This is a genomic window from Albidovulum denitrificans (assembly GCF_002973535.1).
Taxonomy (GTDB): Bacteria; Pseudomonadota; Alphaproteobacteria; order Rhodobacterales; family Rhodobacteraceae; genus Albidovulum; species Albidovulum denitrificans.
Window position 1 is genome coordinate 132,214 of record NZ_PVEP01000002.1, and the last position, 25,122, is coordinate 157,335.

29 protein-coding genes and 1 other RNA gene are annotated in these 25,122 nt (G+C 66.4%); 16 read left to right on the top strand and 14 right to left on the bottom strand.

Going from position 1 to position 25,122, the window contains the following annotated elements:
* Positions 1-69 precede the first annotated feature (69 nt).
* Both rpoD and LX70_RS06385 read left to right on the top strand, forming a co-directional pair.
* Positions 70-2,064: an RNA polymerase sigma factor RpoD gene (rpoD, locus tag LX70_RS06380; protein ID WP_105514145.1), complete on the top strand. Its 1,995-nt coding sequence runs from the start codon at positions 70-72 to the stop codon at positions 2,062-2,064.
* A 149-nt stretch (positions 2,065-2,213) separates the two neighbouring features.
* The gene (locus tag LX70_RS06385) at positions 2,214-2,600 is read left to right on the top strand and encodes a hypothetical protein (protein ID WP_105513736.1); all 387 of its coding nucleotides are present in this window, start codon (positions 2,214-2,216) and stop codon (positions 2,598-2,600) included.
* Here LX70_RS06385 and LX70_RS06390 read toward each other — a convergent pair whose 3' ends face one another.
* On the bottom strand, positions 2,601-3,263 hold the full coding sequence (locus LX70_RS06390) for a 5-formyltetrahydrofolate cyclo-ligase (protein WP_105514146.1): 663 nt from the start codon (positions 3,261-3,263) through the stop codon (positions 2,601-2,603).
* Positions 3,264-3,479: 216 nt separating this feature from the next.
* On the opposite strand from LX70_RS06390, the gene LX70_RS06395 reads away from it, so the two are divergent.
* The 4 genes from LX70_RS06395 (at position 3,480) to ribD (ending at position 7,669) form a co-directional block, all read left to right on the top strand.
* Positions 3,480-4,223, top strand: a complete 744-nt coding sequence (locus tag LX70_RS06395; protein ID WP_105513737.1) for a glycosyltransferase domain-containing protein — start codon at positions 3,480-3,482, stop codon at positions 4,221-4,223.
* A gap of 175 nt (positions 4,224-4,398) precedes the next feature.
* Entirely contained in the window at positions 4,399-5,991 is a 1,593-nt protein-coding gene (locus LX70_RS06400; protein WP_211301679.1) for a hypothetical protein, read from the top strand.
* 116 nt (positions 5,992-6,107) lie between these two features.
* Entirely contained in the window at positions 6,108-6,575 is a 468-nt protein-coding gene (nrdR, locus tag LX70_RS06405) for a transcriptional regulator NrdR (RefSeq protein ID WP_105513739.1), read from the top strand.
* Positions 6,572-7,669, top strand: a complete 1,098-nt coding sequence (gene ribD, locus LX70_RS06410; protein WP_342747675.1) for a bifunctional diaminohydroxyphosphoribosylaminopyrimidine deaminase/5-amino-6-(5-phosphoribosylamino)uracil reductase RibD — start codon at positions 6,572-6,574, stop codon at positions 7,667-7,669. The genes nrdR and ribD overlap by 4 nt, the downstream gene beginning before the upstream one ends.
* 1 nt (position 7,670) lies before the next feature.
* Here ribD and LX70_RS06415 read toward each other — a convergent pair whose 3' ends face one another.
* The 3 genes from LX70_RS06415 to LX70_RS06425 all read right to left on the bottom strand — a co-directional run bounded on the left by LX70_RS06415 (position 7,671) and on the right by LX70_RS06425 (position 12,283).
* A complete protein-coding gene (locus LX70_RS06415; protein WP_105513740.1) occupies positions 7,671-9,746 on the bottom strand; it encodes a capsular polysaccharide biosynthesis protein in 2,076 nt (691 codons plus the stop codon).
* Entirely contained in the window at positions 9,746-10,876 is a 1,131-nt protein-coding gene (locus LX70_RS06420) for a polysaccharide biosynthesis/export family protein (RefSeq protein WP_105513741.1), read from the bottom strand. Before LX70_RS06420 ends, LX70_RS06415 begins: the two co-directional genes overlap by 1 nt.
* A gap of 84 nt (positions 10,877-10,960) precedes the next feature.
* Entirely contained in the window at positions 10,961-12,283 is a 1,323-nt protein-coding gene (locus tag LX70_RS06425) for a capsule biosynthesis protein (protein ID WP_425430576.1), read from the bottom strand.
* Between the two features lie 137 nt (positions 12,284-12,420).
* Here LX70_RS06425 and LX70_RS06430 point away from each other — a divergent pair, with 137 nt between their 5' ends.
* The 8 genes from LX70_RS06430 to LX70_RS06465 all read left to right on the top strand — a co-directional run bounded on the left by LX70_RS06430 (position 12,421) and on the right by LX70_RS06465 (position 18,269).
* The gene (locus LX70_RS06430; protein ID WP_105513742.1) at positions 12,421-13,029 is read left to right on the top strand and encodes a riboflavin synthase; all 609 of its coding nucleotides are present in this window, start codon (positions 12,421-12,423) and stop codon (positions 13,027-13,029) included.
* Complete coding sequence (locus tag LX70_RS06435; RefSeq protein ID WP_105513743.1) at positions 13,026-13,649, top strand: hypothetical protein; 624 nt, start codon at positions 13,026-13,028, stop codon at positions 13,647-13,649. Before LX70_RS06430 ends, LX70_RS06435 begins: the two co-directional genes overlap by 4 nt.
* A 36-nt stretch (positions 13,650-13,685) precedes the next feature.
* Complete coding sequence (ribB, locus tag LX70_RS06440; protein ID WP_105513744.1) at positions 13,686-14,780, top strand: 3,4-dihydroxy-2-butanone-4-phosphate synthase; 1,095 nt, start codon at positions 13,686-13,688, stop codon at positions 14,778-14,780.
* Between the two features lie 4 nt (positions 14,781-14,784).
* Positions 14,785-15,336 carry a 6,7-dimethyl-8-ribityllumazine synthase gene (locus LX70_RS06445; protein ID WP_105513745.1) on the top strand — a complete coding sequence of 184 codons (552 nt, stop codon included), beginning with the start codon at positions 14,785-14,787 and terminating at the stop codon, positions 15,334-15,336.
* Positions 15,333-15,815 (top strand): transcription antitermination factor NusB, encoded by a 483-nt coding sequence (gene nusB, locus LX70_RS06450; RefSeq protein WP_105513746.1) that lies wholly within the window; start codon positions 15,333-15,335, stop codon positions 15,813-15,815. The genes LX70_RS06445 and nusB overlap by 4 nt, the downstream gene beginning before the upstream one ends.
* Before the next feature lie 78 nt (positions 15,816-15,893).
* Positions 15,894-16,217: a hypothetical protein gene (locus tag LX70_RS06455; protein WP_105513747.1), complete on the top strand. Its 324-nt coding sequence runs from the start codon at positions 15,894-15,896 to the stop codon at positions 16,215-16,217.
* A gap of 48 nt (positions 16,218-16,265) precedes the next feature.
* Positions 16,266-17,147 (top strand): LysR family transcriptional regulator, encoded by an 882-nt coding sequence (locus LX70_RS06460; RefSeq protein ID WP_105513748.1) that lies wholly within the window; start codon positions 16,266-16,268, stop codon positions 17,145-17,147.
* 285 nt (positions 17,148-17,432) lie between these two features.
* A complete protein-coding gene (locus LX70_RS06465; RefSeq protein ID WP_105513749.1) occupies positions 17,433-18,269 on the top strand; it encodes a DUF481 domain-containing protein in 837 nt (278 codons plus the stop codon).
* 75 nt (positions 18,270-18,344) lie between these two features.
* On the opposite strand, the gene ssrS is transcribed toward LX70_RS06465, so the two are convergent.
* Positions 18,345-18,502, bottom strand: a non-coding RNA gene (gene ssrS, locus LX70_RS06470) — 6S RNA.
* 173 nt (positions 18,503-18,675) lie between these two features.
* Between ssrS and LX70_RS06475 the strand changes: the two genes are divergently transcribed.
* Complete coding sequence (locus tag LX70_RS06475) at positions 18,676-19,119, top strand: MmcB family DNA repair protein (protein WP_105514149.1); 444 nt, start codon at positions 18,676-18,678, stop codon at positions 19,117-19,119.
* Here the strand turns inward: LX70_RS06475 and LX70_RS06480 are convergent.
* The 4 genes from LX70_RS06480 to hisA form a co-directional block, all read right to left on the bottom strand.
* Complete coding sequence (locus LX70_RS06480) at positions 19,103-19,315, bottom strand: DUF6324 family protein (protein ID WP_105513750.1); 213 nt, start codon at positions 19,313-19,315, stop codon at positions 19,103-19,105. The two genes, LX70_RS06475 and LX70_RS06480, sit on opposite strands and share 17 nt — an antisense overlap.
* A gap of 69 nt (positions 19,316-19,384) precedes the next feature.
* On the bottom strand, positions 19,385-19,693 hold the full coding sequence (locus LX70_RS06485; protein ID WP_105513751.1) for a phosphoribosyl-ATP diphosphatase: 309 nt from the start codon (positions 19,691-19,693) through the stop codon (positions 19,385-19,387).
* Positions 19,690-20,451, bottom strand: a complete 762-nt coding sequence (hisF, locus tag LX70_RS06490) for an imidazole glycerol phosphate synthase subunit HisF (protein ID WP_105513752.1) — start codon at positions 20,449-20,451, stop codon at positions 19,690-19,692. The genes LX70_RS06485 and hisF overlap by 4 nt, the downstream gene beginning before the upstream one ends.
* A 142-nt stretch (positions 20,452-20,593) precedes the next feature.
* A complete protein-coding gene (gene hisA, locus LX70_RS06495) occupies positions 20,594-21,313 on the bottom strand; it encodes a 1-(5-phosphoribosyl)-5-[(5-phosphoribosylamino)methylideneamino]imidazole-4-carboxamide isomerase (RefSeq protein WP_105513753.1) in 720 nt (239 codons plus the stop codon).
* A gap of 136 nt (positions 21,314-21,449) precedes the next feature.
* Between hisA and LX70_RS06500 the strand changes: the two genes are divergently transcribed.
* The gene (locus LX70_RS06500) at positions 21,450-21,833 is read left to right on the top strand and encodes a DUF2147 domain-containing protein (protein ID WP_105513754.1); all 384 of its coding nucleotides are present in this window, start codon (positions 21,450-21,452) and stop codon (positions 21,831-21,833) included.
* Here LX70_RS06500 and hisH read toward each other — a convergent pair whose 3' ends face one another.
* From hisH to LX70_RS06525, 5 genes are all read right to left on the bottom strand, one after another.
* A complete protein-coding gene (hisH, locus tag LX70_RS06505; protein ID WP_105513755.1) occupies positions 21,834-22,472 on the bottom strand; it encodes an imidazole glycerol phosphate synthase subunit HisH in 639 nt (212 codons plus the stop codon).
* A gap of 4 nt (positions 22,473-22,476) precedes the next feature.
* Complete coding sequence (hisB, locus tag LX70_RS06510; protein ID WP_105513756.1) at positions 22,477-23,061, bottom strand: imidazoleglycerol-phosphate dehydratase HisB; 585 nt, start codon at positions 23,059-23,061, stop codon at positions 22,477-22,479.
* A 123-nt stretch (positions 23,062-23,184) separates the two neighbouring features.
* Positions 23,185-23,649 carry a YcgN family cysteine cluster protein gene (locus tag LX70_RS06515; protein ID WP_105514150.1) on the bottom strand — a complete coding sequence of 155 codons (465 nt, stop codon included), beginning with the start codon at positions 23,647-23,649 and terminating at the stop codon, positions 23,185-23,187.
* A 42-nt stretch (positions 23,650-23,691) separates the two neighbouring features.
* The gene (locus LX70_RS06520) at positions 23,692-24,618 is read right to left on the bottom strand and encodes a bifunctional riboflavin kinase/FAD synthetase (RefSeq protein ID WP_105513757.1); all 927 of its coding nucleotides are present in this window, start codon (positions 24,616-24,618) and stop codon (positions 23,692-23,694) included.
* Between the two features lie 33 nt (positions 24,619-24,651).
* Positions 24,652-25,095, bottom strand: a complete 444-nt coding sequence (locus LX70_RS06525) for a MaoC family dehydratase (RefSeq protein ID WP_105514151.1) — start codon at positions 25,093-25,095, stop codon at positions 24,652-24,654.
* Positions 25,096-25,122: the final 27 nt, after the last annotated feature.

Here is a 25,122-nt window from a genome sequence, read left to right on the forward strand (position 1 = left end):
ATTCGCTACACAAATAAGACCGATTCGCACCGGCCCCGCCCGCCGGTCCCGACGAAGCAAGGAGCGCCCATGGCTGCCAAGGACACCGACGATCAGAAGACCGAGGACCGGGACAACGAGCATACGCTCGACATGAGCCAGGCCGCGGTCAAGAAGATGATCGCGGATGCGCGTGAGCGCGGCTACATCACCTACGACCAGCTCAACCAGGTGCTGCCGCCCGAACAGGTCTCGTCCGAGCAGATCGAGGACGTGATGTCGATGCTCTCTGAAATGGGCATCAACGTGATCGAGGATGACGAGGCGGGCGAGGAAACCGAAAGCGCGGGCGCGGTGGTCGAAACCTCCACCTCGCGCGAGGTGGCCATCGCGACCTCCAGCACCGAGACGCTGGACCGCACCGACGACCCGGTGCGCATGTACCTGCGCGAAATGGGCAGCGTCGAACTGCTCAGCCGCGAGGGCGAGATCGCCATCGCCAAGCGCATCGAGGCCGGCCGCAACACCATGATCGCCGGGCTGTGCGAAAGCCCGCTGACCTTTCAGGCCATCACGATCTGGCGCGATGAGCTTCTGAACGAAGACATCCTGCTGCGCGACGTGATCGACCTTGAGACGACCTTTGGCCGCTCGCTTGACGATGACGACGAAGAGGACACGCCCGCCGTCGCCGAGGGGACGGACGGCCAGTCCGCCGCGCGGCGCCGCGAGAGCGACGAGCCGGAGCTGGACGCCGACGGCAACCCGATCCAGCAGGCCGATGACGACGACGAGGATGAGGATGACGCCTCGAACATGTCGCTGGCCGCGATGGAATCGGCGCTGAAGCCGCGCGTGCTTGAGACGCTTGAGGTGATCGCGCGCGATTATGCCACGCTGGCCGCGATGCAGGATCAGCGGATGTCGGCCACGCTGAACGAGGATGGCACCTTCTCCCTCGCCGATGAGACGGCCTATCAGAAGCTGCGCGCAGAGATTGTGTTGCTGGTGAACGAACTGCACCTGCACAACAACCGGATCGAGGCGCTGATCGACCAGCTTTACGGCATCAACCGCAAGATCATGTCGATTGACTCGAACATGGTGAAGCTGGCCGATCAGGCCCGCATCAACCGGCGCGAATTCATCGACGAATATCGCGGCTATGAGCTTGACCCCACCTGGCTGGACCGCATGGCCGAGAAAGCGGGCCGTGGCTGGCAGGCGCTGATCGAGAAGAGCCAGAGCAAGGTGGAGGATCTGCGCGCCGAGATGGCGCAGGTCGGCCAGTATGTCGGCGTCGACATCTCTGAATTCCGCCGCATCGTGAACCAGGTCCAGAAGGGCGAGAAGGAAGCCCGGCAGGCCAAGAAGGAAATGGTCGAAGCGAACCTTCGCCTCGTTATCTCCATCGCCAAGAAATACACGAACCGCGGCCTGCAATTCCTTGATCTTATTCAGGAAGGCAACATCGGCCTGATGAAGGCCGTGGACAAGTTCGAATACCGGCGCGGCTACAAATTCAGCACTTATGCGACATGGTGGATCCGTCAGGCGATCACGCGCTCCATCGCCGATCAGGCCCGCACGATCCGCATCCCGGTCCATATGATCGAGACGATCAACAAGCTGGTGCGCACCGGCCGCCAGATGCTGCATGAGATCGGCCGCGAACCGACGCCCGAGGAATTGGCCGAAAAGCTGCAAATGCCGCTGGAAAAGGTTCGCAAGGTGATGAAGATCGCCAAGGAGCCGATTTCGCTGGAAACCCCCATAGGGGATGAGGAAGACAGCCAGCTTGGCGATTTCATCGAAGACAAGAACGCGATCCTGCCGCTGGATTCCGCCATTCAGGAGAACCTGAAGGAAACCACGACGCGGGTTCTGGCCTCCCTCACGCCGCGCGAGGAACGGGTGCTGCGGATGCGCTTTGGCATCGGCATGAACACCGACCACACGCTCGAAGAGGTCGGCCAGCAGTTCTCGGTTACCCGCGAACGCATCCGCCAGATCGAGGCCAAGGCGCTGAGGAAGCTGAAGCACCCGAGCCGGTCGCGGAAGCTCAGGAGTTTCCTCGACCAGTAGGATGGGCAATATTGCCCATCCTACAGCCGGGCCACCAGACGCCGTCTCCTCGCGCCCGCCCGTCCCCACCCTCGCACAATCTTGATCCCGCGCCCCGAGACTTCCCCGCGAAAACCGGCCATCATGCCGCGTCACCCGCAGGAGGCCCCATGCTCCGCTCGTTCCTCATCCTCGCCCTCGCGGCCCTTGCCGCCCCGTCCCAGGCCTTCACCGCGCAGAACGGGATGCGGGTCGATGCGACCGGCCCGCAGGGCTTCACCGTCCGTTTCCCCAGCCCGGCGGCCGAGACGCAGTATCTTTGCGCGGCGGGGGATTTCGTGATCCGGGGGCTGGGCCTGCCGGGGGCGACGCGGATCTACCGTGCCTCACCCCCGCCTCGCAAGCAGGGGCAGGGGATCGCCTTCACGCTGGATGCGGGGCAGAAGGTGAAGATGGCGCTTTTCACCTCGCTTGGCGCGAAGGACAATGACGGGGGCATTTCCGCCGCCGTCGCGCGGGGCAGCTATTGCACGATCCTGCGCATCTGGCCGGAGTGATCAGACCTCGGCCAGCACCGCCTCATCCAGCGCGATGTCATAGGGCTGCGGATAGATCGTCGGGATGCGCTGAAAGGCAAAGCCGACGCCGATGACCCTGGGGCGCAGCCCCTTTGCCCGCAGCCCGGCCAGCGTCCGGTCATAGAAACCGCCGCCATAGCCCAGCCGGTAGTTGCCGTCATCGAAGCCGACGACGGGGGAGATGACGATCTCCGGCACGACCTCAGGCGCCGTCTCGGGCGGGATGGGGATGTTCCAGACACCGCGTTCCAGCCTCTCCGCCCCGGTCCAGTCGCGGAAGATCAGGGGGGCGGCCTTCTGCACCACGACCGGCAGGCAGGTCCGCCCGCCGACAGCGCGCCATGCGCTTGCCCAGCCGCGCAGGTCGGGTTCGCCCTTGAAGGGCCAGTAAAGCGCTGCCATGCGGCCCTTCGCGTCACCGATCCGCCGCGTCAGTTCCGCCGCGATGGCCGCATCCGCCACGGCCCGCGCCGCGACCGGCACCGCCTGCCGCGCCCCGATCAGTCGCGCGCGTTCGGCCTTGCGCCAGCGGGCGACGTCGCGTTCGGTTTCCTCATCCGGGATGCCGCTGATCGCGGGGTCAAGTTCGTGCAGGAAGCAGGGCGGGGTGCCGCCGCTTTCCTCATCATCGGGCTTGGTCATGGCGCGTCCTCCTTTGCCCATGTCAGCACGGGGCGCGGGCGGGCGCACGTGGAAAATCGCCTACCTGGGTGCGGGAAACGCCACGCGGCCCCGGCGGCTGGTGCGGTGACGGGCCGCCCGGTACCGTCGGAAACGTCGCGTTATCAAGGCGTTGCCTGCCGCGTCGCGCCTGAAATCCCGCTTCCCAATCGCCGCGCCGCCTTTATACTCCGCGCCATGACCCTCGTCCTTTATTCCGCCCATTACGGCCAGGCCGACCCGATCAACCCCGACGTCTTCGGCGGCCATGAGACCTGCCGCCGGGTCCTGTTCACCGACCGACCCGACGTCACCCTGCCGGGGGTGGAGGTCATTCACGATCCGCTTGACGGGCTTGACCCCGCCCGCGCCTCGCGCCGCGCGAAACTGCGCCCGCACCTCTATTTCCCCGATGCCGACTGGTCGATCTGGATCGACAACAAATCCCGGCTGAAGCGCGACCCGGTCGAAATCCTCTCTGCCCTCCGCGCCCAGTCCGGGGCCGGGTTCTTTGCCTTTCCCCATTTCCGCCGCGACTGCGTCTATCAGGAAGGGCAAACGGTGCGCGAAATGGGCCTCGACGACCACCGCATCGTCCTTGAACGGATGCGCACCTACCGGGCCGAGGGGATGCCCGAACATGCCGGCCTGATCGAGGGGCATTTCATCACCCGCCGCCATCACGACCCCGACCTGATCCGCTTTGGCGAACGCTGGTTCGAACATGTGCTGCGCCATTCGCGGCGCGATCAGATTTCCTTCCCCTATCTGGCCTGGAAACTTGGCCTGAACTATGAGGTGATCCGCGCGCTCGACTGGAAAGAAACGGTCGACTTCACCGTCCATGACCGCAAGACGCGGGCGCCCGAATTCCCGCGCCACAACCTGCTCTACCAGAAGGCCCGCGCGCTCTATCACCGCATGAAACGCAAGGCCGGTTAGCAGGCGCCCCCGATCCCCTCGGCGGTATTCCGCCGCACTGTTCACCGTATACCATTGAAACTGCCGGGAAATGCGGCATTGTTAACGTGCGGGCTGTGACATGCGCGCCGGACCTTGTGGTGGGGCCGGTGCTGGGCCACTCTCGCGACGGGTGAAGACTTAAAGGGTGGGCAAGGTGGCTCTCAACGCAACGGTTGGGGTGTCCCGCGCGGTTTCGTGGGGGCAGTTTCGGTCCCTCGGCATCGTGTTGCTGTGTCTGCTGCCGGTCTTCGTGGCGCCGGTGATGCCGCTGATCGACTTCTACGCCCATGCGCTGCGCTACGACATCCTCGCGGGCGCCAGCGGCGATCCGTCTTTCGACGAAAACTACCGGGTCGCGTGGAAACTGGTCCCGAACCTCGGCTTCGATCTGCTCGGCGCGCTGGTGTTCCGGGTGCTGCCAGAGCTTGCGGCCGCGCGGGTCGTGCTGATCATGGTCATCTCTGCGCCGGTGATCGGGGTCATGATCCTCGGGCACTGCCTGCATGGGCGGGTTCCCGTGGTCTCGGCCGCGTTGGCGGGGATACTGGCGCAGAATTTCGTTCTGGGCTGGGGCTTTGCCAATTTCCTGCTGGGGCTTGGGGTCTCGCTCTCTGCGCTTGGCCTCTGGATCGCGACGGCGGATCGGCCGGGGCGGCAGCTTGGTATCGCGGTCCCCTTCGGGCTTGTGATCTTCCTCACCCATGGCTTCATGTTCGCGCTTTGGGGGCTTTTGCTTTTCTCGGTCGAGGTGATGGCGAGCGTAAGGGATGGCAGGCTTGAGGCTGGAACGCTGCTCCGCCGCGCGGCGCGGCTTCTGCTCGTGGCCGTCGGGCCGGTCCTGCTGTTCCTCGCCGCCGATACCTCGCAGGCCCAGGGTGGCGTGACCACGGCCTTTTCGAATGTTGCGGCCCATCTTGAGGCGGGCGATCTGATGCGCCGGATGGTGGTTGAGATCTGGCTGCGCCTCGACGCGGGCCTCAGGGTCGCTGACAGCAACTGGCCCGTCGCCGACCGCATTTTCGGGGCGGCGCTTTGGGCGGTGATCGGGCTTGGCCTCTGGTCCGGGCGGTTCCGGCTTGACCGGCGGCTTGCCCTTGCCGTGCCGCTGCTGGTCCTGCTTGCCATCGCCATCCCGCCCGCGATGTTCGGCGTCGGCCACCTGCCAGAGCGTTTGCCGCTTGTCCTTCTGGCGGTGCTGGCGGGCGGCATCGCATCGACGGGCGGCACGCCGGGTAAGCGGACCCTGACCCGGCTTGTCCTGCTGCTTTTGCCGCTGCATCTCTTCATGGTGACGCTTGGCTGGGCGCGGGAGCGGTCGTCCTACACTCATTTCCTTGACGTCGCCGGGGCCTTGCCCGCGCAGGGCATAGCGGTTTCGGCCTTCGCGCCGGGGGCCGAGGCGCGGGATCAGGCCCGTGGCTGCAAGCCGTTGCAGTTCCTTCTGGGCCTGACCGGCCGGATCGCCGTGCCGACCTTCGCCAATGCCACCCAGCAACCGCTTGAGATCGTCGGCCCGCTCGCCGCCGCGATGCGCGCCTACGATGACCATGAAGCCGCAACACCCGGCCTTGCGGGCGTCGATCAGGTCGCGGCGCAACTTGCCTCGGGCTTCGATTATGTCATCCTCTGCACCGGCCGCGATGGCATGGCCGCGACGGGGCAGGGCGGTGGCGCACCGGCCATCAAGGGCGCGGCGACGGTCGGGTCCGGGGCGGGCTGGATCCTCTACCGGGCCGTCGCGAACTGACCCGTCGCGGTCCTGTCCTTTCGCCATCTGGTGGCGTCATTTGACCCCTACCCAAACCCTAGCGGTGCGCCTATAGTGCCTGTGGATAATCGGAACCAAAGGCCGAGGGGAAGGGAATGCGCTGTCCGTTTTGCGGCAATGTCGATACGCAGGTGAAAGATTCGCGACCGGCGGAGGACCATGTCGCGATCCGGCGGCGGCGGTTCTGCCCGGCCTGCGGCGGCCGTTTCACCACCTATGAGCGCGTTCAACTGCGCGACCTTGTCGTCATCAAGACCAGCGGCAAGCGCGAGGATTTCGACCGCGACAAGCTTGAACGCTCCATCCGCATCGCGATGCAGAAACGCCCGATTGAACCGGAGCGCATCGACCAGATGATTTCCGGCATCGTGCGGCGGCTGGAAAGCATGGGGGAGACGGACATCCCCTCAAAGACCATCGGTGAGATCGTGATGGAAACGCTGGCCCGGATCGACACCGTCGCCTTCGTTCGTTTCGCCAGCGTTTACAAGAACTTCCAGGAGGCGGACGACTTCGACAAGTTCGTTTCCGAATTGCGGCCGAGCGTCCAGGCGGACGAGTGACCGCCGACGCCGACCGGCGTTTCATGCGCCATGCCCTTGGCCTGGCCCGTCGCGGGCTGGGCCGTGTCTGGCCGAACCCCGCCGTCGGTTGCGTGATCGTGCGGGACGGCCGTGTCGTCGGGCGCGGCTGGACGCAAGCTGGCGGGCGGCCCCATGCGGAAACCGTTGCCCTGGCGCAGGCTGGCGATACGGCGCGCGGGGCTGTGGCCTATGTCACGCTGGAACCCTGCGCCCATCACGGAAAGACGCCCCCCTGCGCCGAGGCGCTGATCGCCGCCGGTATCGCGCGCGTGGTGTCCGCGCTTGAGGACCCCGACGCCCGCGTCGCCGGGCGCGGCCATGCGATGCTGCGGGCGGCGGGCATCACGGTTGAAACCGGCATCATGGCGGCCGAGGCGGCGGCGCTGCAACAGGGGTTCCTCACCCGCATCGGGCAGGGCCGCCCGATGGTGACGCTGAAGCTCGCCACCAGTTTCGACGGCCGTATCGCCACGGCTTCGGGCGACAGCCAGTGGATCACCGGGGAGGGCGCGCGCCGCCGCGTCCATGCCATGCGCGCCGCCCATGACGCGGTGCTGGTCGGTGCCGGGACGGCGCGGGCCGATGATCCCTCGCTGACCGTGCGCGGGTTGGGCGTGGCGCATCAGCCGATCCGCATCGTCGCCGCGCGCTGGCTTGACCTGTCCTTGGTCGGCACGCTGGCCCGGACGGCCGCCGAGGTGCCGGTCTGGCTGTTGCACGGCCCCGCCGCGGCGGAGGAACGGCAGGAGGCCTGGACCGCGCTCGGCGCGCGGCTGATCGAGGTTGCGGAAACGGAGGGCGGGCTGGACCCGGCGGCGATGCTGGCGGCGCTGGGGTCGGCCGGGCTGACGCGCGTCTTCTGCGAAGGCGGCGGGCGTCTGGCCGCCGCGCTGATCCGCGCCAGGCTGGTGGATGAGCTTGCGGTCTTTTCCGCCGGGATCGGCATCGGCGGCGACGGACGAGCGGCGCTGGGGGCCTTCGGCCTGTCGCACCTTGCCGAGGCGCCGCGTTTTGCTCTGACCGGCGTCGAACAGATCGGCCCCGATGTGCTGACCCTCTGGTCGCGCGGCTGACTTACCGCCAAAGCCAGGACCGGCTCGCCAGCAGCCCCTGCACCTTCGACAGCATCCGGTTCGCGCGTCCCGGCACCGGCACCTCATGCCGCGCCAGCCGGGCGACGGCGACCTCGGGCGGGCAGGGCAGGCCGGAGACGGGGTCAAGATAGCGCGGATAGGCGATCAGCGCGGCATGGGCCAGCGCGGCAAGGCTGGGCCGCGCGGTACGGCGGGGCGGCGCGGGGAAAAGATCGCGGGTCAGGCCCCAGCCCGCGTAGAAGGGCATCCCGAGACAGGTCACCGGCTTGCCCCGCAACAGCGCCTCGAACCCCAGAAGCGAGGTGATGGTCCAGACCTCATCCACCGCCTCGATCAGGTCGGTGGGGCTGACATCGGTCAGGATCATATCGGCGTGGCGCATCGCCTCGCCCTTCGGGATCGCGCCGGGACGCAGGCCCGCCTCGACATCCGGGTGGGGCTTGTAGATCACCACCGCGTCGGGGTTTTCCGTCCGCACGCGGGCCAGAAGGGCAAGGTTGGTATGTTCCGCCCCGGCGCCAAGGCGGATCGAGGCGTCATCCTCCACCTGCCCCGGCACAAGGATGCGGTGGCCCGGCGGAAGATCGGGCAGGGCGGCGTGGTCGAGGTTGTATTTGCTCAAGCCCGCCCGCGTGATGCGGGCGATCAGCCGTTCGGCCCGGCGTTCGCCCCCCGGCGGCGGACCGGCGGCGATCACGCGTTCCAGATCGCTTTCGCGGGCCGGGTCGTAATAGATCCCGCTTGCGTCTGTCACCAGCGACAAGGGCGGCACCAGAGCCGCGCCAAGGCCGCGGGAGCGCAGGAACCCGTCCTCAACCCGCGCCACGGCGGTTTCCCCGGCCAGTTGCGAAAGACCCTCGCCCTCCTTCCCGGCCCAGACCAGAAGGCCGCGCCCCTCGGCCTTCGCGCGGTGTATGGCGCGGGCCGGGTCATCCTCGAAGCGCAGCCGCTTTTCCGCACCGAAGAAGCGTTGCAGATGCGGCCGCTTCCACAGGCGCATCCCCATCGCGACATGGCCCGCCCGGTCGGCGCGATGGGCGCGGAGCGTCGCCTCAAGATGGTCCACCGCCTCTTCGAACCTGCAAAGCCGGTCGCGGCAGGGGTCATACCATGTCGGCGCCAGGATCATCGCGGCGGCGAAAAGCTGCGGCCGGGTCAGGTGCCGTTCACGCCGGGGGACGGGGTTTTCATCTGCCGTCAGGCCCCAGCCGGAATAGAAGGGCTGACCAAAGACGCGGGGCTTGTGGCCAGCCATGATCGCCTCGAACCCCATGAGCGAAGAGACGGTGTAGACCGCCGTGGCACCCTCCAGCAGCGCCCAGGGGGAGACGGGATCGCGCAGGACGGAGATCAGGCCATGCGCGTGGCCGTCATTATAATGGCCGGGGCGCTGGCCCGCGATCGTCTCGGGGTGGCTTTTGATGACGATCCGGGCGCCGGGGTTTTCCTCCTGCGCGAAGACGAGCATCTCACGAAAGGTCGAGGGCGTCGCCTTGCCGTAAAGGATCGAGGCATCGCCCTGCGTCTGGTCGAGGACGAGGACATAGCCCGGTTCCGGCACCGCCGCGCTTGGATCGAAATCGTTGTATTTTGACAGGTGCAGGTGCTTCAGCCGCTCGATCCCGTCCCGCGCACGTTGCAAAACCGCAAAATCGTCAAGCGGGTCGTGCATCAGCATATGTTCAAGCGCCGAGGGCGCGGAACTGTCGAAATGCACCCCGCCCTTGCGGTCGATCATCAACCCGATGGGCGGCTCGCCCCCGTCGCGGCCGGGGCGGATGGAGCGCAAAAGCGCGTCCTCTACCCGCACGATGGCGGTGTCTGTCCGCTCTGCCACCGCCTCGCCGCGCGGCGCGGTGGGGCTGCGGCCCCAGACGCCGACACGATCCTCCGGCGCGCCGGGCTTGCCCAGCCGGATGTCATAGCCCGCAAGGTCGAGGATACGCCTGAGGCGCGGCTGGGTCAGGAAGCCGCCGTTATAGACATAAAGCGGGTCCTTCGCCGCGCCTTGCCCCTGCGGGCGGCCATGATCGCCCCCCGAAGGGTCGGCAGCCATCAGTTCCCGGCGGCGTTCGAAATGGCGTCAGCCGAGCTTGCGGTCCCGGTCAGCACCGAAAGCGTCTTTTGCCACTGAACATAGGGCGCCTCGGTGACATAGACGGTGTCGCCGTCGCGAATCATGAAGTCGCGCGCATTGAACAGGCCGTCCGCCTCGGTCAGGCTGATGATATAGGCGACGCGCTGCGACCCGCTGAGGTCGGGGCGGTTCAGCACCTGACGCGCGATGCCCTGATCTTCGTCGCGCAGGATGAAGACGCCGGTCGGGTCGGCGAAGTTGGTGGACAGGCCGCCGACCTGGGCGATGGCCTCGACCGCCGAAAGCTCTTGCGTTTCGAACGGGACGCGGGTCTGGGTGCCGGTCGCGCCAAGCGCGGTGAAGGTCCGCTGGTCCTTTTCGACCAGGATCACGTCGCCCGGACGCAGCGCGATGTCCATCTTCGGGTTGCTGTACAGCTCTTTCAGCCAGACCTTGCCGGAATGGCCGCCGCGCTTGACGGTGATCTGCGCGATCTCCGGCTCGATCGCGACGCCGCCGGCCTTGGCCAGCATCGCCGAAAGGGTCCGCGTCGGCTGGGTGATCGGGTAGACGCCCTGTCCGCCGACGCCGCCCATGACCGAGACGGTGGCCCCGTCGCCCGCGACCCGTGCCACCGTGACCTGCGGGTCCGGCGTCTGGGCGCTAAGCTTTTCGGTGATCACCTGGCGCAGCCCCTCGGGCGTGTTGCCGGCGGCCTTGATGCGGCCCGCATAGGGGACGAAGATGCTGCCAGAGCCATCGACCTGCACTTCGTTGAGAAGCGTGGCATTGGTCCCGGCACTGGCCAGAAGCCCGTTATCGACGTTTTCCCAGATCGTCAGGCTGAGGATGTCGCCCGAGTGAATCACGTCCGAACCGACAAGGCTGGCGGACATGAAGCCGTTGGTGAAGCCAAGCTTGGGGGTGACGTTGGTCAGCTTGGTGATGCGCTGATCGACGGGAACGATGAAGGTATTGCCGCTTTGTTCGACGGAACCCGAGAAAATCTCACGTTTATTGGGGCCTGAGCGCGGAAGGCCGCAGCCAGCAACACTGCCGACGAGCAGGGCGCAGACCAGAAGCCTGGCGCCACGACTGTTCACGATCATCACTCTTGTCCGCTCCCCTGGACGAAGCTGCCTCATATTCCGGGCTGGACCTTACTCCAGACCCCTGCCGTTTTTCCAGTTGGATCAGCCGGTTCCGGTCAACTGTTGCCGTGGCGCCGCTTTGCCGGAGATCAGCGCGTCATAGGGGTCCTCGGGCGACAGGATCATGTCGACGACCTGCCGCAACATCCGGCGGCGCCCGCGCGCGGCATAGAACCCGCCGGGAATCTGTGAGGTTTCAAGAAGATAGTGGCGATAGTCGCGATAGCCCCGGCTGTCCGGCCGGGTCGGCGCGGCGAAGAATTCCGCAAGCGTCTGGTCCGAGATGAACTCCGGCAGGCAATAGACCGCGCGTCCCAGCGCCTTGAGCGGCAGCCCGCGCCAAAGAACCTGTTGACCGGCGGTCGAATTGACCGTGACCGCGCTGCGGGCCGCGTCAAGAAGTCGCGCCAGCTTGCCGCCGCGCACGAAATGCACCCGCCCGGTCAGGCCAAGCCGCGCCGCCGTGGCCCGAATCGTCGGCGCGACGGCGCTGCGTTCATCTTCCAGCGGGTGGGCCTTGAAGACGATGTGATGATGCGCCGGCGCGCCCTGGGCAAAAGCGTCAAGGCAGGTCTCGATAAAGCCGGTGGTCGAGGTGAAGTCCGAATGCGCCCGAAAGCTCGCGTCATGGTCGAGTTGCAGCAGGACGAGGTGATAGGGGAACCCGCCCGCGCGGATGCGCAAGGTCGCCGCCCAGCGTTCCAGCCGGTGCCACGGCATCAGAAGAAGGCGGCGCAGGTGCAGGCGAAACTCTTGCGTGACGGTGATGCCGCGATGCGGGCGAAAGCCCTTGTAGCGGCCGTTCAGCGCCAGCACGCAGAAATGATAAAGCGCGCCGTAGAAGATATGTTCGCGCATGTCGCCCCAGGTTGCCGGGGCGGGCGGCATGTCCATCCCCGACCGGGCAAGCGCCGCGCGCATATCGTCAAGCGTCATCGACATCAGGCGCGAATTGCCGTTCGACCCGCCGCGTTCATAGCTCGCCCAATAGGGGCGCAGATAGCCTTCCTCGAAGACGTGGACGGTGATGCCGCGCGCTTTGGCGAGCCGGATCGCCTCGGCATGGATGGGGCGCGAATCGCCGTAAAGGACAAGGTCGGTCACGCCCAGATCGTCGAAAAGTGCCGCGCAATGGCGGGGCCAGTCCTGAACCGTGCCGGTATGGGCGATGTAATTGCCGCCGCCCCAGAAGACCTCATCCCCGCGGTTGAAGCCCACGCGCCACACCTCGGCCCCGGCCTGCCTGAGATGGCGGGCCAGTTGCCGGAAGAAGGGTCCGTGCGGCCCCTGAAGCATCAGAAGCCTGCGCGGGGTCTGGGTCTGTCCCTGCGGTATCATGCCGTTTGCCGGTGCGATCCCCTTCATCTGACGCCCCTATGCGCCCTTGTCATCATCAATCTGTCGTTTTCGGGGCGTCAGGGTTCAGGATGGATGCCCGGATGCGTCATCTTGCCAGCCGCGAGGCACCGCGCTAGGCAGGGTCCAAACGGAGGGCGCGACACATGTTCACCGGCATCGTGACGGATATGGGCGAGGTTCTGGCGGTAGAGCAGCAGGGCGACCTGCGCGCCCGCATCGCGACATCCTACCCGGTCGACACCATCGACATCGGCGCCTCGATCGCCTGCAACGGGGTCTGCCTGACCGTCATCGCCACCGGCACCACGCCGCGGGGCTGGTTCGACGTCGATATTTCGGCCGAGACGGTATCGAAGACCAATATCGGCCGGAACGGCTGGGCGCCCGGCAAGCGGATCAATCTGGAACGCGCGTTGAAGGTGGGTGACGAACTTGGCGGCCACATCGTTTCCGGCCATGTCGATGGCGTGGCGACGATCATCGAGATGCACGATGAAGGCGACAGCACCCGCTTCACCTTCCGCGCGCCGAAGGAACTGGCCGGGTTCATCGCGCCCAAGGGCTCCGTCGCGCTGAACGGCACCTCGCTGACGGTGAATGAGGTGAACGGCGCCGATTTTGGCGTCAACATCATCCCGCATACCAAGGAGGTCACCACCTGGGGCGGGGCGGCGGTGGGCGATGCCGTCAATCTTGAGATCGACACGCTGGCGCGATACGTCGCGCGGCTGCGCGACTGGGCGGCGCAATGACCGCGCCGGGGCCGGGCCACAACGGCGGGCCGGGCCTTGAGGGCGGGCGAAGCTGGCGCGTGCAATGCTGGCGGGCGGCGCGGGCGGACTTGCTGCCAAAGCTTCCCGTCGAGGTGGTGCGCCTGCGCGTCAAACGCGCGGCAGAGATCGGGCTGGACTACCGCACCTATGCCGGGGTTCGCGCGGCGACGGGGCATGACCTGATCGCCTTTCTCTTTTCGAACAACGCCTTGCGGCTTTTGCGCGACAGCGACCGGATGCAGGCGGCAGAGGCAGCGAAGCTTGCCGCGCTGACCGGCATCGCCCGCGCCCTTGCGGTTCACCCGCCGCTTGACCCCGCCCGGATGACAGCGGCGTTGGCGGGGCAGGGCGTCGCGCTTGATGCCGCCGCCCGCGCGCCGGGGCTGACCGATGGCTGGGGCGCGACGCGGGCGCGGCTGCGCGAGATTGCCGTTGCCCTGAAGGCGCCCACCGACCGCATCCTCGTCATCGGCGACACGATGATTGAGGGCGAATGGCCCGGCATCGCGCGGATGGCGGGCTACCTTCCCGCCGACCGTTTCTTTGCCGACCGGACGCCGCCTGCGCCCTCTGCGGGCTGGCATATCGGCGGGGCTTAGGCTATCGCGGCGCAAAGGAACAAAGGACCCTCGCCCATGACCAGCGAATTCTCCGGCGCCATCGCCTCGGCCGATGAGATCATCGAAGAAGCCCGCCAGGGGCGCATGTTCATCCTTGTGGATGAAGAGGATCGCGAGAATGAGGGCGACCTCTGCATCCCGGCCGAACATGCGACGGCCGAGGCGGTCAACTTCATGGCGACCTACGGCCGTGGCCTGATCTGCCTGACGCTGACGGGCGAACGGATCGACGCGCTGGGCCTGCCGATGATGGCGATGACCAATTCCTCGCGCCACGAAACCGCCTTCACCGTCTCCATCGAGGCGCGCGAGGGCGTGTCGACCGGCATTTCCGCCCAGGACCGCGCGCTGACCGTCGCCGTCGCCATCGACCCGAAAAGCGGGCCGCAGAACATCGCGACGCCCGGCCATATCTTCCCGCTGCGCGCGCGCGACGGCGGCGTTCTGGTCCGCGCCGGTCATACCGAGGCCGCGACCGATGTCAGCCGCCTTGCGGGCCTGAACCCGGCGGGCGTGATCTGCGAGATCATGAATGACGACGGCACCATGGCGCGGCTGCCCGAACTGGTGGAATTCGCCCGCAAGCACGGGCTGAAGATCGGCACCATCTCCGACCTCATCGCCTATCGCCGCCGCCACGACAATCTCGTCCGCGAAAGCCGCAGCGCAGAGGTCACCTCGGCCTATGGCGGCGCGTGGACCATGCGCGTCTTCACCGATGTGACCGAAGGGATCGAGCATGTCGTGCTGACCAAGGGTGACGTCACCACGGCCGAGCCGGTTCTGGTGCGCACCCATGCGCTGCATGAGCTTGAGGACGTTCTGGGCCTTGGCCCGGCGCCGGTGGGCGAATTGTCCCGCGCGATGGAGATCATCGCCGAGAAGGGCCGGGGGGCGGTCTGCCTCTTCCGCAACCCGCGCACCAAGCTGATGATGGAGGAAGAGGAAGGCCCGCGCACGGTCAAGAACACCGGCCTTGGTGCGCAGATCCTGTCCTCCATGGGGCTGCGCAAGCTGATCCTGCTGACCAACTCGCCCCAGACCCGCTACCTTGGCCTTGACGCCTATGATCTGGAAATCGTCGGCACCCATCCGATCACGAAAGGGTAAGGCCATGGCCGGGAACGAAACCCACTATACGCTCGACCTGCCGAAATTCGACCGGGCGGTGCGCCTGCTGATCGTCGTGGCGCCCTATTACAAGGACATCGCCGACGGGCTGATCGCGGGCGCGAAAGCGACGGCGGAAAAGGCCGGTGCCACGGTCGAGGTGATCGAGGTCCCCGGCGCGCTTGAGGTTCCCAGCGCCATCGGCATGGCCGCGCGGATGGCGGATTATGACGGTTTCGTCGCGCTGGGCTGCGTGATCCGCGGCGAGACGACGCATTACGACACGGTCTGCAATGACAGCTCGCGCGGGCTGACGCTTTTGGGCCTTCAGGGGGTCTGCATCGGCAACGGCATCCTGACGGTCGAAAACCGTGATCAGGCCGTCGTGCGCGCCGATCCCGAAGGTCAGGACAAGGGCGGCGGCGCGGCGGCTGCGGCCTTGCATCTGGTCGCGCTTTCCCGCAAATGGGCGCGCCAGACCAAGGGGATCGGGTTCAAGCCGCAGGGCGAGGAATTCCGCATCGCCGGGGAAACCGAAGGACCCACCCGCGCATGAGCGACGCCAAGCCGAAACCCACCGCCGCCGACAAACGCCAGAAGAAGGCGGCGGCCCGTCTTTACGCGGTGCAGGCGCTTTTTCAGATGGAGGCCTCGGGCCAGCCCGCCGACCGCGTCGCGCGGGAGTTCGAGACCTATCGCTTCGGCGCGGTCTATGATGAGGACGAGATGGCCGAGGGCGACCTCGACCTGTTCCGGCAGATCGTGGATGAGGCGGTGAACTGGCAGGCGAAGGTGGACCAGATGACCGACCGGGCGCTGGTCGCGAAATGGCCCATCGCCCGCATCGACCCGGTTTTGCGCGCGCTCTTCCGCGCCGCGGGGGCGGAACTTGTCGCCACGACCACGCCGCCCAAGGTCGTCATCACCGAATTCGTCGACATCGCGCGGGCCTTCTTCCCCGACGGGAAGGAGCCGAAATTCGTGAACGCGGTCCTTGACCACATGGCGCGCGAGGCCCGGCCCGAGGCGTTCTGACGCGCCTTATCGTGATCGCGGACCTATAGGCAGACGGCCCGCGCCGCGCTAGACTGGCCGGATAAGGGAGATATGCCAATGCCCGCGCTGGTCCGCCTCTATATCAAGAACGTCATCATCGGCTTTGCCCTGTCGGCGGCCTTTGTCGCGACGCTTCTGGTGCTGAATGTCGGCAATCTCTGGCACCTCGTCTCTGCCACGCAGGGCGGCTGGATCGCCGTCGTGATGCTCTTCGTCTTCAACGGCATCGTCTTTGCGGGCGTGCAATTCGCCATTGTCATCATGCGGATGGCCGACAAGGGCGGTCAGGGCGGCACCCGCCGTCCCGTGGGGCGCGTGGGCGCGCTGGCCCCGGTTCCGGCCAAGGCCAAGGTGCGGGCGCAGGACATGGAACACCGCTAGACCCACCCGGCGCGTGAACGGTGTTGTGTTAACTATGGCCGGACGTCAATGGACCTCGCCCTTCTGAAAACCTTCCTGTCTGTGGCTGAATCCGGCTCTTTCGCGGCGGCGTCAGAGCGGCTTTTCGTGACCCAGTCGGCGGTCAGCCTGCGCATCCAGCGCCTTGAAGATCAGCTTGGTAAACCGCTGTTCCTGAGGTCGAAGGCGGGGGCGGAACTGACGCCCTCGGGCCGCGAATTCGAAGGTTTCGCGCTGTCGCTGGTGCGCAACTGGGAAAAGGCCCGCCAGCAGGTCGCCGTGCCGGAGGGGTTCAAACGCTCGCTGACCATCGGGGCGCAAATCTCCCTCTGGCCCCGGCTTGGCTTTCGCTGGGTCGATGCGCTGCGGGCGGCGGAACCGCTTCTGGGCCTGCGCTGTGAGGTGGGCATGCCCGATCAGCTGACCCGCGCCATGTCCGAAGGCGTGATGCAGATCGCGCTGACCTATACGCCCACGCTGCGCCCCGGCACCGTCGTGGACAAGGTGCTTGAGGAAGAGATCGTGCTGGCGGCAAGCTGGGCGGACCCCAGGCTTGACGATCTGGCCGGGCGCTATGTCTATGTCGACTGGGGGCCGGATTTCTTCCAGTTCCACAACCAGACCCTGCCGGGCCTGTCCAATCCCGGCCTGACCCTGTCGATGGGGGCGCTGGCGGCGCGGTATCTGGTGGATCGGGAGTTCGCGGCCTTCCTTCCGGCGCGACTCGTGAAACGGTATATGGAGCGTGGAACGCTCTGGGTGGTGCCGGGCGCGCCGGTCTATACCCAGACCGTGTGGTCGGTCTGGCGCGACGACCTTGACGATGACCTCGCCGATGTTGCGCATGCGACACTGGCCAAGGTGGTGGACGGCGCCGAAACCGACATCGAAGAGATCCGCGACCTTATCTGAGCGGCCTTCACCCCCCGCTGGACCGCCCGCCACACCCCCGCGTGTATCCGCGCAAGAGGCTGATTCAACACATAAAACCGCCCGCCCGGCCCGCCGCCGCGCGGGCGGTTTCCGTTTTCGGCCCCCTCCGCCCGAGTTCAAGGGGTTCAAGCCCGAGTAATACTTGTCTCAACCCCGATTATTCTAAATTTCAGTTGTGGAAGGCGGTTCCTTACATCGGCGTCAAGGCAGACGACTGCCTGCTGACGGCTCCCTCATGGGGCCTTTCCGATGAAAGGAAGAAACATGAAAACCATATTCAGACCCGCCGCCTCGGTCCTCGTGCTGTCGCTTGGCGTTGGTGCGGCACCCGCCTTCGCGCAGACGACCCTGACCGGGATGCGCGCGATCAACGATCAGGTCCGCGACATCGAGCGTGACGTGCAGGACGATTTCGCCCGCTCCGACGATGACGCCCGTTTCGGCAATCCCGACACCAAGCTTGGCCTTTCGGGCAGCGTCGCGCTGACCTATTCGGGCATCACCGGCAACCAGGACACGCAGGACCTGAGCATCGGCGCCCGCGTGCGCCACAGCAACGGCACTTTCGTGCAGACCGTCGGCCTGGCCATTGAATTCTCCGAGGCCGCGGGAACCACGACCGAGAAAAGCGCCTTTGGCGTCTATGACGCGAACTACTACTTCAACGACAAGTTCTATGGCTTCGTTCTGGGGCGCCTGAACACCGATGGCCTTGCCGTCACCGCGACGGAATACAAGAACGACGGCTTCCTCGGCGTCGGTCCGGGTGTGCGGATCGTGAATACGCCGGACACGACCTGGCGCCTTCAGGCCGGTGTCGGCGCGAGCTATCTTGAGGATGGCCTTGGCGCGGAGACGACCGAGGTCGGCTATATCGCCTCCTCGCGTTTCTACCACCGCTTCACCGACACGATGTTCGCGACCATGGACACCGACGTCCTGACCTCGGACACCGCGACGCGGGTCAACAATGAGCTGGGGATGAACTTCAAGATGACCGACGCACTTTCGACGCGGGTCAGCTACATCACCGACTATAACGATGCCCGCGCGATCAAGACCGACAACAAGCTGGGCGTGTCTCTGGTGATCGGGTTCTAAGCCTGCCCGCGTTTGAAGGAGCTTGACCTGGGGGCGGATCATCCGCCCCCCTTTTTCATGGGCCGCGGGAAAGTGGCGGGAACCGCGGCAACCGTAGAGGCGTGTATTTCCCGAGAGCCTGGCTTAACCAGGTGGGCGCCAGATACCGGGACCACGGTCCCGGCAGAGCCAGCTCCCTCGGAAGAGATTATCGGCCACTGGAAAAGGGCCTGCTACGAGAGGGGCAGAACCCGCCAGCGGTTAATCTAGGCGCACGCTGTCCGCCCCGCAAGGGGGATGCGCGGATGTGCCGGGTTGCGGGCACCAGGCCGATTGTCTGCGTATGGGCGATGCCAGTTCGCGCGCCGACGGGACGCGCCGCATGCATGGGCTGGACATGTGTTCACTTTATGTTCATAGTCCGCCCATGCTTCCCGACCTCATGCCCGGCCAGCTTCTTGCACGCGGCGTCTGCCGCCACCTTCTTGACCATGGCTTCGCCACGGTCGAGGAACTGGTCCCCTGCGCGGGCCTGCGCGTCGATGTCATGGCGCTGGGGCCGAAGGGCGAAATCTGGATCGTGGAATGCAAGTCGAGCCGGACCGACTATATCTCGGACCGCAAGTGGCAGGGCTATCTGGAATGGGCGGACCGCTTCTTCTGGGCGGTCGATACCGAATTCCCGATCCATCTGCTGCCACCGGAGACGGGGCTGATCATGGCCGACGGGTACGGCGCGGAGATCCTTCGGATGGGGCCTGCGACCCCGCTGGCAGGCGCCCGGCGCAAGGTCATCACGCAGAAATTCGCCCGCCATGCCGCGCTGCGCCTTCAGGGCTTGCGCGATCCCGGCGTCACTTCCGTTGCCTAGGCCCCTTGGCACCGCCCATGTTGCGGGCAGCATCGGCGGCGGCGCGCAGTTCTTCGGCGATCTCCTCGGCCTCCTCGGGGTCGAAATCGAGCGGCAGTTCAAACCCCTCGGCCTCGACATAGATCCGCACCATGCCAAGCGAGGTGGGGCCGATCTGGAGATTGGCCGCGATGTCGCTTTCCTTGTCGATGCTCATCCTTCGGACCCCTTCGAAATCCCGATCCCCGTCCAATAGGACGCGCCGGGGAGAAGCGCAACGCCTTGCTCAGCGTGCCGCCTTTTCCGCGATGCCCGAGGTGCCTTCGCGCCGCGCCAGCTCCGCCTCCACGTCCGCCAGCGTCACGTCGCGGGCGGCGAGCATGACGAGCAGGTGGTAAAGCACGTCCGCCGCCTCGGCCGTCAGCCGCGCCCGGTCGCCCTTCACCGCCTCGATGATCGCCTCGACCGCCTCTTCCCCGAACTTCTCGGCGCATTTCTCCGGGCCCTTGGAGAGGAGCTTCGCGGTCCAGGAGGTCTCCGGGTCGGCCCCCTTGCGGGCGGCGATGGTGGCGGCGAGGGTGTGGAGGGTGGTCATGTCAACCTCATCGGAATGCCCGCGCGGGCCATATGTTCCTTGGCCTCGCGGATCGTGAAATCGCCAAAATGAAAGATCGAGGCGGCGAGGACGGCAGAGGCGTGGCCCATTGTGATCCCCTCGACGAGGTGGTCGAGCGTGCCGACGCCACCCGACGCGATGACGGGAATGTCGACCGCATCGGCGATGGCGCGGGTCAGGGGCAGGTTGAACCCCGCCCGCGTCCCGTCGCGGTCCATCGAGGTCAGAAGGATCTCTCCCGCGCCCTTGGCGGCGACGGTGCGGGCGAACTCCACCGCGTCGATGCCGGCGGATTTGCGCCCGCCATGGGTGAAGATCTCCCACCGGCCCGGTTCCACGGTCTTGGCGTCGATGGCCACCACGATGCACTGGCTGCCGAAACGGTCGGCGGCCCCGGCCACGACATCCGGGTCGGCGACGGCGGCGGAGTTGAAGCTGACCTTGTCGGCACCCGCAAGGAGAAGGGCGCGCACATCCTCATGGCTGCGCACCCCGCCGCCGACGGTGAGCGGGATGTAGCACTGTTCGGCGGTGCGGGTAACGAGATCATACATCGTGCTGCGGTTCTCATGCGTCGCGTGGATGTCGAGAAAGCAAAGCTCATCCGCGCCCGCCGCGTCATAGGCCTTGGCGGCCTCCACCGGGTCGCCCGCGTCGATCAGGTTGACGAAGTTCACGCCCTTGACCACGCGCCCGTCGGCGACGTCGAGGCAGGGGATGATGCGGGTTTTCAGCATGGGCGGCACCTTTCCTTGCGCGTTCCTAGCGCGGGACGTGCGGGCGGGGAAGGGGTTTCGGCCTCGGGCTTTGCCTCGGCCGACGCGCCAGGAGGGCGCTGCCCTCCCGGACCCTCCCGGAGTATTGGGACAACGAAGAAGATCAGGCGGCGAGGGCCTTGAGAGCCTCGGCCAGGTCAATCGCCCCGTCATAGAGCGCCCGGCCCGAGATCGCGCCCGCGATCACGCCGGTGTCGCGCAGCGCGGTGAGATCGGCGAGCGAGGCGACGCCGCCCGAGGCGATGACGGGGATGGTCACGGCGCGGGCCAGCGCCTCGGTCGCCTTGATGTTGGGCCCCTGCATCGCGCCGTCACGCAGGATGTCGGTATAGATGATCGCGGCGACGCCCGCATCCTCGAAGCTTTGCGCGAGGTCGGTGACGAGGATGTCGGTCTCCTCGGCCCAGCCCTTCGTGGCCACGCGGCCGTTCCGTGCGTCGATGCCGACCGCGACCTTGCCGGGGAAGGCGGCGGCGGCCTCGCGCACCAGCGCGGGATTTTCCACCGCGACAGTGCCGAGGATGACGCGGGAAAGGCCCTTGGACAGCCACCCCTCGATCGTCGCCATGTCGCGGATGCCGCCGCCGAGCTGGCAAGGCACGGTCACGCGCGACAGGATCGCCTCGACCGCGGCGGCGTTGACCGGGGCGCCGGCGAAGGCGCCGTTCAGGTCGACAAGGTGCAGCCAGTCGCAGCCCGCCGCCTGAAACTTTGCCGCCTGCGCTGCGGGGTCGTTGCCGAAGACGGTAGCCTTGTCCATCTCTCCGTGCAGAAGCCGAACGCACTGGCCGTCCTTGAGGTCGATGGCGGGGTAGAGGATCATGGGCGGGTCTCCGTTTGCGCGCCTCATGCCACAGGCGGGGGAGGAATGCAAAGGCGGGGCCAACGTCACGTCACGCTGGACGAAGGGGGGCCTTGTCGCGGATGATCCGGGCGAGATGTCAGGGAGGACATGACCAATGAAGACGATGCTTTTCGCGGCCGCTCTCGCGTTTGGCGCCACCGCCGCCATGGCCGATCCGATCGAAGGGGTCTGGAAGACGGAACCTGATGACGGCTCATACGCGCTGGTGAAGATGTCGCCTTGCGGCCCGAACTACTGCGGCGTCATCTCGAAGACCTTCAACGCCAGCGGGGAATACAAGTCCCCGAACCTTGGCAAGACGCTGGTGATCGACATGGCGCCCAAGGGTGACGGGGCCTATGCGGGCAAAGTCTGGCGGCCGTCGAACGACAAGATCTATACCGGGAAGATCCAGTTGAACGGCAATTCCATGAAACTGGCGGGCTGCGTGGCGGGCGGGCTTATCTGTTCGAAGCAGACCTGGCAGCGGGCGCAGTAGTCACGGCTTCCACGCCAGGAAGTTGGCGATGAGCTTCAGGCCCGTCGCCTGGCTTTTCTCGGGGTGGAACTGGGTGCCGACGATGTTGCCCTGCCCGACGATGGCGGTGATGTCGCCGCCATAGTCGCAATGCGCCAGCCGCTCGGCCGGGTCGGCGACGCGGAAATGGTAGGAATGCACGAAATAGGCATGCGCTCCGGTCTCGATGCCCAGAAGGACCGGGTGGGCATGGTCGATCACAAGGTCGTTCCACCCCATATGCGGCACTTTCAACGCCGGGTCGGCGGGGTCGATATGCACCACGTCGCCGCCGATCCAGCCAAAGCCGTCGGTGTCGCGGTATTCATGCCCGCGCGTGGCCAGCATCTGCATCCCGATGCAGATGCCAAGGAACGGCACCGCGCGGCGCGTCACTGCCTCGGCAATCGCCTCGGTCATGCCGGGCACGGCGTCAAGGGCGGCGCGGCAGGCAGGGAAGGCGCCGTCGCCGGGCAGCACGATCCGGTCGGCGCGCGCCACATCCTCGGCCCGCGAGGTCACGATGACCTTGCCCGCATCGGTTTCCGCCGCCATCCGCTGAAACGCCTTTTCGGCGGAATGCAGGTTACCGCTGTCGTAGTCGATCAGGACCGTCAGCATCGGATCAGAGCGCGCCCTTGGTCGAGGGCAGCGCATCGCTGCGGGGGTCGGGTTCGACGGCCATGCGCAGCGCCTTGGCCAGCGCCTTGAACGCGGCCTCGGCGATGTGGTGGCTGTTGAGGCCGTGGTTCAGGTCCACATGCAGCGTGATGCCGCCATGGGTCGACACGGCCTGAAAGAACTCCCGCACCAGCTCGGTGTCGAATGTGCCGATCTTGGCGGTCGGGAAAGCGAGGGTCCAGACAAGGTAGGGCCGCCCGGAGAGGTCGAGCGCGCAGGCCACCTGCGCGTCGTCCATCGCCAGCGTGAAATGGCCGTAGCGGCGGATGCCCTTCTTGTCGCCAAGCGCCTTCACCAGCGCCTGACCCAGCGCGATGCCGGTATCCTCGACCGTGTGGTGGTCGTCGATATGCAGGTCGCCCTTGGCGCGCACGGTCAGGTCGATCAGCGAATGGCGCGACAGCTGGTCAAGCATGTGGTCGAAGAAGCCGACGCCGGTTTCGTTCGAATAGCGGCCCGTCCCGTCGAGGTTGACCTCGACCGAGACGCTGGTTTCCGCGGTCTTCCGCTCGATCTTCGCCTTGCGCATGGGGCCATCCTTTCCGGCTCGCGCCGCCTTATAGGGCGCGGCGGGCGGCGGGCCAATATGGCATGCGCCGAATTTCCGGGGCTGTCGCAGAAAAGCGAAGGGGTCAGGCGGGGCTGGCCCCGGTCACAGATCCTCGATGATGTGGTCTTCCCAGTCTTCTTCCGGGATCTCGTATTCCGGCAGGGTCCAGCCGCGAATGGATTCCCCCGCCTCATGCACGCTTTCCGCGCGGCCGGAGATCAACGGATGCCAGTCGTAAAGCGGCCTGCCCTCATGGCGCAGCCGATAGGCGCAGGTGGAGGGCATCCAGTAGGCGACCTTGGCGATGGTCTTCGGCGTCAGCACGACGCATTCGGGGACGAAGCGCTTGCGTTCCTCATACTGGCCGCAGCGGCAGGTTTCGTCGTCGAGAAGCCGGCAGGCGATGCGGGTGAAGAAGACCTGACCCGTATCGGCATCCTCAAGCTTGTTCAGGCAGCATTTGCCGCAGCCGTCGCAAAGCGCCTCCCACTCACGCGGGGTCAGCGTGTTCAGCGGGCGCTTCCAGAAACCGGGCCTGAGGCCGTCGCGGGGGATCGGGTCTTTCATCGGCGGCGACATTGCCCCTGTGAGGGTGGAAAGGGAAGGGGGTCAAAGACCGGCGAGGATCGCCCGCGCCCGGTCGCAATCGGCGTTCATCTGGGCGACCAGCGCATCCAGCCCGTCGAACTTCATCTCTGGCCGCAGATAATCCACCAGCGCGACGGACAGGTGCTGGCCGTAAAGGTCGTCGCCAAAATCGAAGATATAGGTTTCGAGGTTGGGCTGGTTTTCCCCGAACATCGGCCTGACCCCAAGGCTGGCCGCGCCGTTATGCGTTCCCTTGTGCGGGCCGGTCAGGATATCGACCTTCACCGCGTAGACGCCAAGTTTCGGCAGGTGAAGCCCGCCGACGCCCATATTGGCGGTCGGAAAGCCAAGCCCCTTGCCGCGCTTGTCGCCATGCTGCACCGCGCCCTCGATCCGGTGCCAGTGGCCAAGCATATGCGCCGCGTCGCGCGGGCGGCCCTCGGCCAGCGCGGTGCGGATCGCGGTTGACGAAATCTCCGTCCCGTCAAGGGCGACAAGCTTTGCGATGGTGACGCCAAAGCCCAGATCGGCCCCCATCCGGCGCAGCGTGTCCACCGTACCCTTGCGGCCCTTGCCAAAGCAGAAATCCGCGCCGACGGTGACATGGGCGATGCCAAGGCCGCCGACCAGAACCTTGGCCACGAAATCCTCGGCCTCCATCCCGGCCAGCGCGGCGGTGAAGGGAAGCTCATAAAGCCGCTTCACCCCCAGCTTCTCAAGCCGGTGGGTGCGCGCCTCGGCGTTCATCAGGCGGAAGGGTGGCGCGTCGGGGGCGAAGAATTCGCGCGGATGGGGTTCGAACGTGATGATGCCAAGGGGTGCGTCCGGCTGACGGGCAAGGTCGATCACCGCCTGATGGCCAAGATGCACGCCATCGAAATTGCCCATCGCGACGGATGCGCCGCGATCCGCGGCCGTCAATCCCCGCCAGTCCCTGAAAATGCGCATCTGCCCCCGTCTGGCGGACGCCCCCGCCGAAGATCAGTCGAACTTGCGGCTGGGCGCCAGAACCAGCGCTTCGCCTTTCAGAACGACCGTATCGCCCACGGCGCAATGGGTTTCAAGGGTCACCCGGCGGCGGGCATGGTCGATGGCCGCGACCTTGACCTCGGCATAGACGGTATCGCCGGGGCGGACGGGGGCCATGAACTTGAGGCTTTGGCCCAGATAGACGGTGCCATGGCCCGGAAGCTGTTCGCCGATCACCGCCGAGATCAGCGCGGCGGTCAGCATCCCGTGGGCGATGCGGCCCTCGAAGATCGTGTCGCGGGCATAGTCGTCGTCCAGATGCACCGGATTGCGGTCGGTCGAGACCTCGGCGAACATCTCGATGTCGCGGTCGGTGATCGTCTTCTGGAGATAGCGGGTCATCCCCACTTCCAGATCCTCGATACAGATCGTTCCACGCGGCAGGTTGTCGAGCATCATCGCGAATCCATGGCAGTCATGTTG